This window comes from Streptomyces sp. NPDC005752 (genome assembly GCF_040630715.1).
In the GTDB taxonomy this organism is placed as follows: Bacteria; Actinomycetota; Actinomycetes; order Streptomycetales; family Streptomycetaceae; genus Streptomyces.
Genome location: NZ_JBEXYB010000055.1, coordinates 22,765 through 36,112, shown reverse-complemented (window position 1 = coordinate 36,112; position 13,348 = coordinate 22,765). Strand labels below are relative to the sequence as shown.

Sequence of the window (13,348 nt, the reverse complement as noted above, 5' to 3'; positions counted from 1 at the left end):
ATACCGTACGAGGGTGCCCCGCACGGCCTGTTCGCCACCCACGCCGAGCGGCTCAACGAGGATCTGCTGGCCTTCGTCAAGGAGCCGCGACACATGTTCTGTGTCGCGGCCCGCGGCTCTTGTTCGATGCGGTGGTCTGCGGTCAGGCAGACTTCCTGCTGTCACGCGGGTGCACGGCGATGTTCATGGCTCCGGAGCGAAGGACGGCCAGCCTCTCGGCCAGTACCTCTTCCAGCTCCTCGCGGGTGCGCCGCTCCATGAGCATGTCCCAGTGCGTACGCGCAGGCTTGCCCTTCTTCTCCTCGGGGCCATCCCCGTCCACCAGGAGTGCCGTGGCGCCGCACGCCTTGCACTCCCACTCCGCCGGAATTTCCGCCTCTACCGAGAACGGCATCTCAAATCGATGGCCGTTCGGGCATGCGTACTCCACCGCCTGGCGCGGGGCCAGATCGATGCCGCGGTCCGTCTCGTAGCTGGTAACCACGAGTCGCGTACCGCGGAGAGCTCGCTCACTCATGAATCGTGCCTCCCGGGCTTGTCGCCCACAGGACAGGTGTCGCTGTCGTCGTCATCCGGTCAACGTCCGGTCGGCGGCAAAGATTCCCGTTGCCGGTCATGCGTCGCCCGTCGTGCCGTTGCTTGGTCTGGGTTCATTACCCACCGGTGCCCGGTTTGTCACCTCTGGTCGAAGTTGTCACCCGAGGGTTCGACTTCTTCCACTCGCAGTAACGGTCCTCCGGACAGGCCAAAGACGTATACTACCGGCCTTTGAGTTCAACGTCTAAATCCGCTCCGGAACGGGATTGCCCGCAGCGGCCACGGCGGCCCGTACGGGCACCCTCGCGAGCAGCACCGCACCGAGCGCGAAGAAGAGCACCAGGGACAGGATCGCGTCCCGGTAACTGCCGGTGAGCTGGTAGCCGATACCGAAGACCAGGGGCCCCAGCCAGCTCAGTCCCCGGTCGCTCATCTCGTAGGCGGAGAAGTACTCCGCCTCCTTCCCGCGCGGTACGAGGTGCGAGAACAACGACCGTGAAAGGGCCTGGCTGCCGCCCATCACCAGGCCGATCGCCGCCGCCAGGGTGTAGAAGAACACCGGCGCGCCGGCGGGCAGCACGTACGCCGCGGCGAGGATCAGGGTCCAGACCGCCAGGGAGCCGAGAATCGTGTGCTTCGCGCCGTACAGCCGGGCGAGTCGGCCCATCCCCAGTGCTCCCGCGACCGCGAGGACCTGCACGAGCAGCACCGCGGTGATGAGGGTCGTCTGGTCGAGGCCCAGTTCCTCGGAGCCGTACAGCGAGGCCTGGGAGATCACCGTCTGGATGCCGTCGTTGTAGACCAGATAGGCGAGCAGGAAGGCGAGGGTGAGCGGGTGGCGGCGCATGTCGCGCAGCGTCGCCATCAGCTGCCGCCAGCCCGAGCCCACCGCACCGTCGCCGCCGGGCGCCACCCGGCGGTCGCGCAGCCGCCGCAGCGGCACGAGGGCGAAGGCTCCCCACCAGACGCCGGCCGAGGCGATGCAGATCCGCACCGCGTCGGACTCGGACAGCCCGAAGGAGTCGTGGCCCGTGTAGAGGGCCAGGTTCAGGACGAGGACGAGCGCGCCCGAGGTGTACCCGAAGGCCCAGCCGCGCGAGGAGACCGCGTCACGCTCCTCGGGGGTCGCGATCTGGGGCAGGTACGCGTTGTACAGGGCCATCGACACGGAGATCGACGCGTTCGCCACGATCAGCAGGAAGACCCCCAGCAGATAGCGGTGGCCTTCCAGGAAGAACATGCAGGCGGTCGCCGTCGCGCCCGTGTACGCGGCCGCCGCGAGCAGGGGCTTCTTGCGTCCTGTGCGGTCCGCCGCGGCACCGACGACCGGCATCACGAGCACGGCCACGATGATGGACACCGACACGGTGTACGCGAACAGCGAGCCGGCCCGCACGGGTATGCCCAGCGGGTGCACATACCCGTCCGGGTCGGCGGCGGCCTTGGCTATCGACGTCAGATAGGGGCCCAGGAAGACTGTGACGACGCTGGTGGAGTACACGGAGCAGGCGAAGTCGTAGAAGTACCAGCCGCGTTGCTCCCGCCTGCGGCCGGCGGCCTCGGTCGGCTGTCCGGACGGATCCGCCGTTCCTGCGGTACCGGTGCTCACGCCGCGCCCCCTCGTTCGTCCCGTGCGGACGCGGCTGGTCCCGGTGTCAGGCCCAGGCCCCCCGGTCGCTCAGCACCGTGCGCAGCGTCTCGATGTGATCGGTCATGATGCCATCCACCCCGAGGTCCAGGAGCGCCGCCATCCGTTCGGCTTCGTTGACCGTCCAGACATGGACCTGCAGTCCCCGGGCGTGCGCCGTACGGACGAAGCGCCGGTCGACGACGCGGATGCCGTTCTGGCTCTCCGGGACCTGCGCGCAGACCGCACCCGCCCGGAGGGCCGCCGGGATGCCGTACGAGCGCAACCGCAGGCCGAGCACCCCTCGCACCCCGTACGAGGTGGCCAGGCGCGGGCCCGCCATACGGTGCGCCCTGGCCACGCGCGCCTCCGAGAACGACCCCACGCAGACCCGGTCCCAGGCGTCGGTCCTGCGGATCAGGTCGACGAGCGGGACGAGGGCGGGCTCCGCCTTGAGGTCCACGTTCCAGCGGGCGTCGGGGAACTCCTCCAGCAGCTCCTCGAAGAGCGGCAGCGGCTCGCGGCCCGCCACCCTCGCCCGGCGCACCTCGCTCCAGGGCAGCTTCGCTATCCGCCCGTGGGAGTCCGTCACCCGGTCCAGGGTCGCGTCGTGGAAGGCGACCAGGCGGCCGTCCGCCGTGGCGTGCACATCGGTCTCGAAGTAGCGGTAGCCGGTTCCGGCCGCACGCCGGAACGCGGCCGCCGTGTTCTCGACGCCGTCCGCCGCCCCGCCGCGATGGGCGAAGGGAATCGTGGAAGGGTGGTCCAGGTAGGGGTGGCGCCCCGAATTCGCTGCGGTCACCGCGGAAGTATCGCTCCTGGCGGTGTCCGGCCCGAAACGGCCACGGTGCGCGGGTCCGGCGCCGACAGGTCGAACAGCCGCAGGAAGAGCTGGGCGAGGGGGCCGATGGCCAGGGCGTACAGGACCGTGCCGACGCCGAGCGCCCCGCCGAGCAGGAAGCCGGTGACGACCACGGCCACCTCGATCGCGGTACGCACCAGCCTGATGGAACGGCCCGTGAGCCGGTACAGTCCCGTCATCAGACCGTCGCGCGGCCCCGGGCCGAAGCGCGCGGAGATGTACAGGCCCGTCGCGGCGCCGTTGAGTACGATGCCCGCTGCCATCACCGGGATCTGTGCCCCGAGGCCGTGTACGTCCGGTACGAGGGCGAGCGTGCCGTCCATGGTGACCCCGACGGCGAAGACGTTGGAGACGGTGCCGAGCCCCGGGCGCTGTCTGATCGGGATCCACAGGAGCAGCACCACCGCTCCGACGATGATCGAGACGACCCCGATGGAGATGCCGGTCCGCTCGGCGAGCCCCTGGTGCAGAACCCCCCACGGCTCGAGTCCGAGCCCGGCGCGGACCAGGAGTGCGGAGCTCGCCCCGTACAGCGCCAGACCCACGTACAGATGGATCAGCCGCCGGGTGAGCCGGATGCTGCTCCGGGCGGTGGAATCGGACAAGTGGTGCCCCCTGAGTGGTATCGGTGGACTGCTTCATGTCACTCTGTGGCAGGGGATTGGCTGCCAACTATGGCCAATCCTGGGAAGGTGGACTGATTTCCATGGCACAGTGGACCTCGACCGTCGGGGCGGCGCAACTCGCCCGCCAGCTCCAGGGCCAGCAGACGCGCCCCCTGGCGCCCGGCGCCCGCAAGCCGCCCGCCTACCGTGCCCTCGCCGACGGCGTGCGCCTGCTCGTGCTCGAGGGACGGGTCCCGGTTGCCGCACGGCTCCCCGCCGAACGCGAACTCGCGCTTGCCCTGTCCCTCAGCAGGACCACCGTCGCCGCCGCCTACGAGGCGCTGCGGGCGGAGGGTTTCCTGGAGTCGCGCCGCGGAGCGGGGAGCTGGACCGCGGTCCCGGCGGGGAACCCGCTACCGGCCCGCGGGCTGGAACCGCTGCCTCCGGAGTCGCTCGGTTCGATGATCGACCTGGGATGCGCCTCGCTGCCCGCCCCGGAGCCGTGGCTGACACGGGCCGTCCAGGGCGCGCTGGAGGAACTGCCGCCCTACGCCCACACGCACGGCGACTACCCGGCCGGCCTTCCCGCGCTGCGGCAGATGATCGCGGACCGGTACACCGGCTGCGGCATTCCCACGATGCCCGAACAGATCATGGTCACCACGGGGGCGATGGGTGCCATCGACGCCATCTGCCATCTCTTCGCCGGACGCGGTGAGCGCATCGCCGTGGAGTCCCCGAGCTACGCCAACATCCTCCAGCTCATGCGGGAGGCGGGTGCCAGGCTGGTGCCCGTGGCGATGGAGGACGGCCTCGGCGGCTGGGACATGAACCGCTGGCGCCAGGTCCTGCGGGATGCCGCACCGAGGCTGGCCTACGTCGTCGCCGACTTCCACAACCCCACCGGGGCCCTGGCCGACGAGCAGCAGCGCCGCGCCCTGGTCGAGGCGGCCCGCTCGGCGGGCACGGTCCTGGTCGTCGACGAGACCATGCACGAGCTGCGTCTGGACGCGGACGTCGAGATGCCCCGCAGGGTCTGCGCGTTCGATCCCGCGGGCAGCACCGTCCTGACCGTGGGATCGGCGAGCAAGGCATTCTGGGCGGGCATGCGCATCGGCTGGGTGCGGGCGGCTCCGGACGTCATCCGCAGTCTGGTCGCGGCACGCGCCTACGCGGACATGGGCACGCCGGTGCTGGAACAGCTCGCCATCAACTGGCTGCTGCGAAGCGGCGGCTGGGAGCAGGCCGTGACCGTCCGGCGTGAACAGGCCCGGGAGAACAGGGACGACCTGGTGCGGGCGCTGCGCCGGGAACTCCCGGAGTGGGAGTTCGAGGTGCCGAGCGGCGGACTCACCCTGTGGGTGCGCACCGGCGGGCTCTCCGGCTCGCGGCTGGCCGTGGCGGGCGAGAGGGTCGGCGTCCGTGTCCCGTCGGGACCCAGATTCGGCGTGGACGGGGCCTTCGAGGGCTACGTCCGGCTGCCGTTCACCGTGGGCGGCCCGCTGGCGGACGAGGCGGCCCTCCGGCTCGCCGCGGCCGCCGGGCTGGTCGGGTCCGGCGGGGGCGGGGGAGAGGCGCCCCGGACCTTCGTCGCCTGAGACGCCCCGGGTTCGAGGGACCCGGGGACCCGGACCTCACCCCTCCGCGACGGCCGGCGTCCCGATCAACTGGTCCGTGTGCACGGGGACGGGCGCGGCGACCGCCTCCGGAGCGACCGCCTCCGGAGCGGCCTGCTCCACCGCGGGCGCTCCGCCCGGCAGCAGGTCGAGCACCGCCTGCCGGTGCGATTCGCTCGTGGCGTCGTCGTACGGGTCCGGGGTGGCCGGTACCTGGAGACGCAGGACCGGTCCGGTGCCCAGCCTGGCGTAGCCGCGGCCCGGCGGGACGTCCGGGGTGGGTGTGGTGTGCGGCCGGGTGCCCAGGACCGCCTCGACCTGCTCGCGGTCCGCCGGGCCCAGGACGGTGCGGGCCCTGGTGTGGGTCCGTACGGTCTCGGTGAGGGCGTCCAGGCTGTCGAGCTGGTCCGCGACGACCACCGTCACCCCGGCCGCGCGGCCGTGCCGCAACGGAACCTGCAGCAGCTCCTGAGGGTCCTGCCTGCCGTCGGCGGCCGCCAGGTGCCCCAGAGCGCTCGGGCGGTCCAGCAGGATCCAGAGGGGGCGCCTGACGTCCTCGGGCTCGGGGTGACCGGCCTGGCGGGCCCGGTTGGCGGCGATGAGCCGCCGCTCGGTCTCGTGAGCCGCCCACTCGAGTGTCGCCAGGGCGCCGGCCAGGCCGCACTCCACCGCCAGCACGCCGTCCCGGCCGGTCAGAAAGCCGTACTCGCCGGTGCCCGCGCCGTCCACGACGAGGACGTCACCGTGCTGGAGGGCCTGGAGCGCGAGGGAACGCACCAGGGTCGTGCTGCCGCTGCCGGGGTGCCCGGCGATCAGCAGATGGGGTTCCGTCGAACGGGCGCCGGTCCGCCAGATCACCGGAGAGGCGTCCCGCGTCCCGTCGCCGTCCTCGACCGGCACGGTGCGGGGGACGGCACCGGCGTCCGTGAAACCCAGCACGGTCTCGCCCGGGGCGGTGACGAACCGCTGGGCGGCGATGGTGGTGGGGAGCGCCGCGAGAACGGTCATGAGGAGGTGGTTGCTCTCCTCGTCCCAGGTGAAGTGGTACTCGCGGCCCCGGCCCGACTTGGCGTGGAGCACCTGCTCGACCCGCGCGCGGGACGCGGGGTCGCCGTCGGTGAAGTACGCCGGGTAGTGCACCTGGAGCCGGGTGAGGCGCCCGTCGCCGTCGAAGGCGTACGACGTACCGAAGGCCTTCTCCCAGTCGCCGCCGTGGGAGAACAGCGGACCGGGGTCGTCGGCCACGGAGAAGTGCGGCACCAACGCCTCGTAGAGCGCCTGGAGCCGTGCGGTCCCGTCCTCGTCCGGGCCGGTCTTCACGGCGGTGTTGTCGCGCCCCCGCCATGCGGCAGCGCCCATCACCGAGATCAGGGCCAGCAGCGGCCCATAGGGGATGAGCGCCACCACCAGTACGCAGGCCGCGACGAGGAACAGCACGTGTCCGCGCCGGCCCCTGGGCGTCGCGGCCCACTTCTGCCGTCCCGCTCCCGCCAGCAGCCGCAGCCCGCGGGTGACCGTGATCAGCGGATGGAGAACATCGGTGGCGTTGTCGGCGGCCGTGCGCGCGATCTCGCGGCTGCGGGTGATCGAAGCGCTGCCGCGCTGAAGAATGCGGGGGAGTGGTCGCCGGGCCACGTCGGTCTCCTGTGGAGGTGGGAGCGGTTTTCGGGGCGTCAGAACTTGATCCCGCCCAGCATGCTGGCGAGGCTCGCCCCACCGGCGGTGATGCTCGGTGCGATGGCCGTGCCGGCCAGGTAGAAGCCGAACAGGGCGCAGATGAGGCCGTGGGACGCCTTGAGCCCGTCCTTCTTGAAGAACAGGAAGACGATGATGCCGAGCAGTACCACGCCCGAGATGGAGAGGATCATGAGCGGTTCTCCTGGTTGAGGGGACAGTCACCATGAGTACTTCCAGGATCACAACATATATCTATACGATAAAAGGTGTAAATGAGTGAAAATCGCTCGATTTCACTCGACCGGTGGCTCAGAAGTGGTCACCCAGGCGCCTCCGGGAGCCGGACGGGCCAAGCCCTCCGCCGGAAGGCGAGGCCGACGCCGTGATCTTCCGCCGTTCCGGGGGCAGGCTGAGGAATGCCCCGGAGCAGTACCCTGTCGATTTACTCGTACGGTCCCCCGCCGTACCCCCCACCAGGTCGGCAACGGCGACAGAGGCAACGAAAGGCGGTCGGTCCGATGAGTGAGACACCCGATCCCGAGGTGATCGAGCTGGCGACCAAGGTCTTCGACCTGGCCCGCCGGGGTGAGACCGACGCGCTCGCCGCCTACGTCGACGCGGGCGTCCCCGCGAACCTCACCAACGACCGGGGTGACTCCCTGCTCATGCTCGCCGCCTACCACGGGCACGCCCCCGCCGTCGTCGCGCTCGCGGGCCGCGGTGCCGACCCGGACCGGGCCAACGACCGGGGCCAGACGCCCTTGGCGGGAGCCGTCTTCAAGGGCGAACGTGAAGTCATCGACGCCCTGCTCGCCGCGGGGGCCGATCCGGCCGCCGGAACACCCTCCGCCGTGGACACGGCACGCATGTTCGGCAAGGACGACCTGCTGGAACTCTTCGGTGCGCGCTGAGACACCGTCCGGGCCGCCGGCCGGCCGGTGCGCCGTAAATGTGGTCGCGTCGGCGAAATGGGTGGGCCATCATGACGGCGCGGGTCCGTTTCGGGCCACCGACGAGAGGCAGAGGAAGATGAGCACCAGGCATAAGGCGGCGGTCGGCCGATCATGTTGCTGCGTGGCCTAGGGGATGTCACCCCGGCACACCCCCCAGCACAGTCCCGGTTGCGTCGACAGCTTGATGTGAGGCTTTCCCCATGTTCGATCCGTTCATAGCGCCGAGCGGCACTCTGCTCGGCCTGCTGCAGAGGGGCCGCGGCGACGGCACGCTCCACGCGCTCGCCGCCCCCCGCCCCGAGGCCCTCGCGGCCCTCAACCACTGCGTCCTGAGCGATCCACGTCACGACTGGCACGTCGAGAACCGCTCCCTCTACTACGCGCGCCTCTACCTCGATCTCGACGGCGGAACCGAGGAGATCGAGCGGCACCTGTGGGACGCGGAGGACCACCTCGACACCGACGACTCGCGCACGGGTCTCGCGCTCGCCGTGCTCGGGCACCTCGCCTCCTACGGACGTGACGACGCCCTCGTGCTCCTGCGCCGGTACGCCGCGACCGGGGCGAACTGGGCCTGGGCACTGGACGAGCTGGCCCTGCGCGACGACGACGCCGGACTGCGCTCCCTGGCCGAGGCCGTGCTCGACCGGTTCCCCGCCACCGCGGACGGCGCCGCCGACCTGGCGGCCGCCGTCCGGGACGCCTTCGAGCCCCGCCCGTGGCGGCTCTGGGCCGACGACCCGCGCGAAGCGGTCGGAGCCCGGGTCAGGGCGGCCGGTGAGCAGGGTTCCTTCGACCGTTGGCAGCGTCAGATGAGGCCCGGCGGTCCGCGACCCGGCTGGAGCGTCCAGGCCGTCTTCGACTGGGCGCAGGAAGGACTGGAGCGCGGCAGCGCGCTCCACGTCCCCGCGGCCCGCTGCCTCTCCGCCGTCGCCGGGGCCGGGGACCGCCCCCTGATCATCGAGGCCGCCCGCAGCGGCTCCGACGGTGCGCGCTGTGCGGCACTCCACTACCTGGTGGAGGCCCGGGATCCCGCGGTACTCGACCTGGTCGAGCGGGCCGCCGTCGGCCCGTCCCGCACCGTCGCCGAAGCGGCCGTGGCCGCCTTCGAGCGCATGTGCGGCGAAGCGGCCGTCGAGCGGGCCCGGGGCTGGGCGCACCGGCCCGACGCCCTCGGAGCCTCGGCCGCCGGAGTCCTGGCGTGCCGCGGCGACGTACAGGACGCCCCGCTCGTGCTCGCCGCGCTGCGCGAGGCGGTCAGGGGCGAGGGGCCCGACGCCCAGCGTCTGTGGGACCTCGTCGACGGCGCCGGCCGCCTCGGCATCGCCTGTGCCGCACCCGTGCTGCGCCACGTGTACCGCGAGACGTCCTCCTCGCACCTACGGGGCAGGGCCGCCCGGGCGCTGGCCGCCACCGATCCGTCCTTCCCCAGCGGATTCGCGGTCGAATGCCTCTGGGACTGCGAGGAGACCACCCGGGAGCTCGCCGCACACCACGCCGAGACCGGGGACATCCGGGTCGCCGAACGGCTGAGGCGGCTCGCCGCCGACCCGGCCGAGGAGGCCGAGGTCCAGACCGCCGTACGCAGCAGGATCGGACCGGACGCGACCGCCCTCTGAACCGGCGCCCGGAGGCCGGATGCCACAGACGGGCCTCCCGCCCCGGCCGCCGGCCCTCGCGACGGCCGAGGCCGGCCACCGGGCTCGTGGCACGGGCGGACGGCTCGACGAGCGGCCGCCGACGGGGACGCCGGCGGATCTGCCCCGTACGCCGTCTCTGCGAGGGTTCGTCCCCCGCGCCAGAATGGAGGGATGACCGGGCGCTGGGAGTTCTGGATCGACCGCGGCGGCACCTTCACGGACGTGGTGGGGCGTGACCCCGACGGCCGGCTGATCTCCCGCAAACTGCTGTCGCACGACCCCGGCCGCTACCGCGACGCGGCCGTCGCCGGCATCCGGCTGCTGCTCGGTCTCGGCCCGCACGACCCGGTCCCCGCCGACCGCGTCGCGGGCGTCAAGATGGGCACCACCGTCGCCACCAACGCCCTCCTGGAGCGTCGGGGGGAGCCGACCGTGCTGGTCATCACCGAAGGCTTCCGGGACGCCCTGCTGATCGCCTACCAGAACCGGCCGCGCCTCTTCGACCGCCGCATCCTGCTTCCCGAGGCCGTGTACGACCGGGTCATCGAGGTCCCCGAACGTACGGACGCCAGGGGAGAGGTCGTGAAACCCCTCGACCGCACCGTGGTGTCGGAGCGGCTGAGGGCGGCCGCGCAGGACGGGATCCGCAGCGCCGCCGTCGTCCTCATGCACGGCTACCGTCATCCGGACCACGAGCGAGCCGTCGCCGAGGAAGCCGCGGAGGCGGGCTTCACCCAGGTCAGCTGCTCGCACGAGGTCAGCCCGCTCATCAAGCTCGTGCCGCGCGGCGACACGACCGTCGTCGACGCCTACCTGTCGCCGATCCTGCGCCGGTACGTCGAGGAGGTGGCAGGCGAACTCGCCGGCATCCGCCTCATGTTCATGCAGTCCAACGGTGGGCTGCGCGAGGCCGCGCACTTCCGGGGCAAGGACGCGGTGCTCTCCGGCCCGGCGGGAGGCGTCGTCGGCATGGTGCGTACGTCAGGGCAGGCCGGCCACGACCGGGTCATCGGGTTCGACATGGGGGGCACCTCGACCGATGTCTCCCACTACGCGGGCGAGTTCGAACGTGAACTGGGCACCCAGGTGGCAGGGGTACGGATGAGCGCCCCCATGATGAGCATCCACACCGTCGCCGCCGGCGGCGGGTCCGTCCTGCACTTCGACGGGCGGCGCTACCGGGTCGGCCCCGACTCGGCCGGAGCGGACCCCGGCCCCGCCTGCTACCGCAGGGGCGGGCCTCTCACGGTCACCGACGCCAACGTGATGCTCGGCCGCGTCCTTCCGGAGCACTTCCCCGCCGTCTTCGGCCCTGCGGGCGACCAGCCGCTGGACGCCGGTCTCGTGGCGGAGCGCTTCGGGGCACTGGCCGAAGAGGTGTCGACCGCCACGGGAAGCGGGCGCACGCCCGCGCAGGTGGCCGCGGGGTTCCTGGAGATCGCCGTGCTGAACATGGCGAACGCCGTCAAGAAGATCTCCGTCCAGCGCGGCCACGACATCACCCGCTACGCGCTCACCGGCTTCGGCGGCGCCGGAGGGCAGCACGTCTGCGCCGTCGCCGACGCCCTGGGCATCGACACCGTCCTCGTACCACCGCTCGCCGGGGTCCTCTCCGCGTACGGGATCGGTCTGGCCGACGCCACCGCGATGCGCGAACAGTCCGTCGAGGCCGCACTGGACGAGGAGACCGGGAACAGGGTCCGCGGTCTCTGCGAGGACCTGGCGGAACGCACCCGTGCCGAACTCCGGGCCGACGGCATCCCCGACAGCGCCATCGGCACCCGGGCGCGGATCCTCCTGCGCTACGCCGGGACGGACGCCGCCCTGCCCGTCGCCCACGGGACGGTCACCGCCATGGCGGAGGAGTTCACCGGCGTCCACCGGGCGCGGTACGGGTTCGCCATGGACAAGCCCCTGGTCGTCGAGACCGTCTCCGTCGAGGCCACCGGAACGGCCGGCCCGCACACCCTGCCCCGAACCGGTGCGCGTGCGGGACAGGGACCACGCAGGGCGCTGGGAAGCGTGCGGATGTTCGCCGGGGGAGCATGGCGGGACGCGGGGCTGTACCGCCGAGGGACGCTGCGTACGGGGGACACCGTGACCGGCCCGGCCGTCGTCGCCGAGGACGACGCCACCACCGTCGTCGACCCCGGCTGGCGGGCCACGGCAGCAGAGTCCGGACACCTCGTGCTGTGCAGGGCCGAGCCGCGACCCGGGCGCACCGCCGTCGGCACCCGGGTGGACCCCGTCATGCTCGAAGTGTTCAACAACCTGTTCATGTCGATCGCCGAACAGATGGGCGTACGGCTGCAGAACACGGCGCACTCCGTCAACATCAAGGAGCGGCTGGACTTCTCGTGCGCACTGTTCGACGCCGACGGCGGTCTCGTGGCCAACGCCCCCCACATCCCCGTCCACCTGGGTTCCATGGGGGAGTCCATCAAAGAGGTGCTGCGGCGCAACGAGGGCTCCCGGCGGCCCGGTGACGTGTACGCCATCAACGATCCGTACCACGGCGGTACACACCTGCCGGATGTGACCGTCGTGACGCCGGTGTTCGACGAGCCCACGCACGGGGAGGAGGGCCGGCTGCGCTTCCTGGTGGCTTCGCGCGGCCACCACGCGGAGATCGGTGGCATCACCCCGGGCTCCATGCCCGCCTTCAGCCGAACGGTCGACGAGGAGGGCGTCCTGTTCGACAACTGGCTGCTGGTGCGCGACGGAACGCTCCGGGAGGCGGAGACCAGGAACCTGCTCGCCACCGCCGCCCACCCCTCGCGTGATCCGGACACCAACCTCGCCGACCTGCGCGCCCAGATCGCCGCCAACGAGAAGGGCATCGCGGAACTGCGCCGCATGACAGGCGAGTTCGGACAGGACGTCGTCGAGGCGTACATGGGGCACGTCCAGGACAACGCCGAGGAGTCCGTCCGCCGGATCGTGACCGGGCTCCGTGACGGCTCCTGCCGCTACGAGACGGACAACGGCGCCGTGATCGAGGTGAGCGTGACCGTGGACCGCGACGCCCGCAGGGCCGTCCTCGACTTCGAGGGCACCTCCCCGCAGCAGACCGGCAACTTCAACGCCCCGAAGTCCGTGGTCATGGCCGCCGTCCTGTATGTGTTCCGGACACTCGTCGAGGACGACATCCCGCTCAACAGCGGTTGTCTGAAGCCCCTGGACATCCGCGTCCCGGACGGATCGATGCTGGCCCCCGCCCACCCGGCGGCCACCGTCGCAGGCAACGTCGAGACCTCCCAGGCCGTCACGGGCGCCCTCTACGCGGCCCTGGGCGTCCAGGCCGAGGGGTCCGGCACCATGAACAACCTCACCTTCGGCAACGACCACGTCCAGTACTACGAGACCGTCGCGAGCGGCTCCGGCGCGGGTGACGGCTTCGACGGGGCTGACGCGGTGCAGACCCACATGACCAACTCCCGGCTCACCGACCCCGAGATCCTCGAGTGGCGCTACCCGGTGCTGCTGGAGAGCTTCGGCGTACGCGAGGGCAGCGGGGGCCAGGGCCGGTGGCACGGAGGCCGCGGGGTGGAACGCAGGATCCGTTTCCTCGAACCCGTCACCGTGGCCCTTCTGTCGGGACACCGCCGGGTACCTCCCTACGGCATGGCGGGAGGCGGTCCCGGAGCTCTCGGCGAGCAATACGTCGAACGGGCGCGTGGATCGTCGGTGATCCCGCTCCGGGGCTGCGACACCGCCGAGCTGGACGCCGGGGACGTCCTGGTGCTGCGCACCCCGGGAGGGGGAGGTTACGGGCAGCCGTGACCGGTCGCTTCTGCGCCGTTTCGACCGATGTCGGTGCGAGGACCTAAT

The 13,348-nt window shown here is 71.8% G+C and carries 10 protein-coding genes; 4 read left to right on the top strand and 6 right to left on the bottom strand.

The annotated features are described in order from the left end of the window. Window positions 1–142: 142 nt before the first annotated feature. From ABZ441_RS31375 to ABZ441_RS31360, 4 genes are all read right to left on the bottom strand, one after another. Window positions 143–517, bottom strand: coding sequence for an RNA polymerase-binding protein RbpA (locus ABZ441_RS31375; protein WP_078598328.1), 375 nt, complete (start codon window positions 515–517; stop codon window positions 143–145). A gap of 264 nt (window positions 518–781) precedes the next feature. Beyond that, window positions 782–2,146 (bottom strand): MFS transporter, encoded by a 1,365-nt coding sequence (locus tag ABZ441_RS31370; RefSeq protein ID WP_358980395.1) that lies wholly within the window; start codon window positions 2,144–2,146, stop codon window positions 782–784. A gap of 46 nt (window positions 2,147–2,192) precedes the next feature. After that, entirely contained in the window at window positions 2,193–2,966 is a 774-nt protein-coding gene (locus ABZ441_RS31365) for a glycerophosphodiester phosphodiesterase (protein WP_358980393.1), read from the bottom strand. Then, window positions 2,963–3,631: a hypothetical protein gene (locus ABZ441_RS31360; protein ID WP_358980391.1), complete on the bottom strand. Its 669-nt coding sequence runs from the start codon at window positions 3,629–3,631 to the stop codon at window positions 2,963–2,965. The genes ABZ441_RS31365 and ABZ441_RS31360 overlap by 4 nt, the downstream gene beginning before the upstream one ends. A gap of 101 nt (window positions 3,632–3,732) precedes the next feature. On the opposite strand from ABZ441_RS31360, the gene ABZ441_RS31355 reads away from it, so the two are divergent. Next, window positions 3,733–5,229: a PLP-dependent aminotransferase family protein gene (locus ABZ441_RS31355; RefSeq protein ID WP_358980389.1), complete on the top strand. Its 1,497-nt coding sequence runs from the start codon at window positions 3,733–3,735 to the stop codon at window positions 5,227–5,229. Between the two features lie 36 nt (window positions 5,230–5,265). On the opposite strand, the gene ABZ441_RS31350 is transcribed toward ABZ441_RS31355, so the two are convergent. Beyond that, the gene (locus ABZ441_RS31350; RefSeq protein ID WP_358980387.1) at window positions 5,266–6,882 is read right to left on the bottom strand and encodes a hypothetical protein; all 1,617 of its coding nucleotides are present in this window, start codon (window positions 6,880–6,882) and stop codon (window positions 5,266–5,268) included. A gap of 38 nt (window positions 6,883–6,920) precedes the next feature. Further along, window positions 6,921–7,115, bottom strand: a complete 195-nt coding sequence (locus ABZ441_RS31345; protein WP_277335051.1) for a hypothetical protein — start codon at window positions 7,113–7,115, stop codon at window positions 6,921–6,923. Between the two features lie 327 nt (window positions 7,116–7,442). Here ABZ441_RS31345 and ABZ441_RS31340 point away from each other — a divergent pair, with 327 nt between their 5' ends. The 3 genes from ABZ441_RS31340 to ABZ441_RS31330 all read left to right on the top strand — a co-directional run bounded on the left by ABZ441_RS31340 (window position 7,443) and on the right by ABZ441_RS31330 (window position 13,300). Further along, the gene (locus ABZ441_RS31340; protein WP_358980385.1) at window positions 7,443–7,835 is read left to right on the top strand and encodes an ankyrin repeat domain-containing protein; all 393 of its coding nucleotides are present in this window, start codon (window positions 7,443–7,445) and stop codon (window positions 7,833–7,835) included. A 242-nt stretch (window positions 7,836–8,077) separates the two neighbouring features. Next, entirely contained in the window at window positions 8,078–9,496 is a 1,419-nt protein-coding gene (locus ABZ441_RS31335; RefSeq protein WP_358980383.1) for a HEAT repeat domain-containing protein, read from the top strand. Between the two features lie 192 nt (window positions 9,497–9,688). Continuing rightward, window positions 9,689–13,300: a hydantoinase B/oxoprolinase family protein gene (locus ABZ441_RS31330; RefSeq protein WP_358980381.1), complete on the top strand. Its 3,612-nt coding sequence runs from the start codon at window positions 9,689–9,691 to the stop codon at window positions 13,298–13,300. The last annotated feature ends 48 nt before the right edge of the window (window positions 13,301–13,348 follow it).

Excerpts from the sequence above, each read along its gene's own strand:
- ABZ441_RS31375 (WP_078598328.1), bottom strand. The coding sequence starts at position 517 with ATGAGTGAGCGAGCTCTCCGCGGTACGCGACTCGTGGTTACCAGCTAC.
- ABZ441_RS31355 (WP_358980389.1), top strand. The coding sequence starts at position 3,733 with ATGGCACAGTGGACCTCGACCGTCGGGGCGGCGCAACTCGCCCGCCAG.
- ABZ441_RS31345 (WP_277335051.1), bottom strand. The coding sequence starts at position 7,115 with ATGATCCTCTCCATCTCGGGCGTGGTACTGCTCGGCATCATCGTCTTC.
- ABZ441_RS31340 (WP_358980385.1), top strand. The coding sequence starts at position 7,443 with ATGAGTGAGACACCCGATCCCGAGGTGATCGAGCTGGCGACCAAGGTC.
- ABZ441_RS31335 (WP_358980383.1), top strand. The coding sequence starts at position 8,078 with ATGTTCGATCCGTTCATAGCGCCGAGCGGCACTCTGCTCGGCCTGCTG.
- ABZ441_RS31330 (WP_358980381.1), top strand. The coding sequence starts at position 9,689 with ATGACCGGGCGCTGGGAGTTCTGGATCGACCGCGGCGGCACCTTCACG.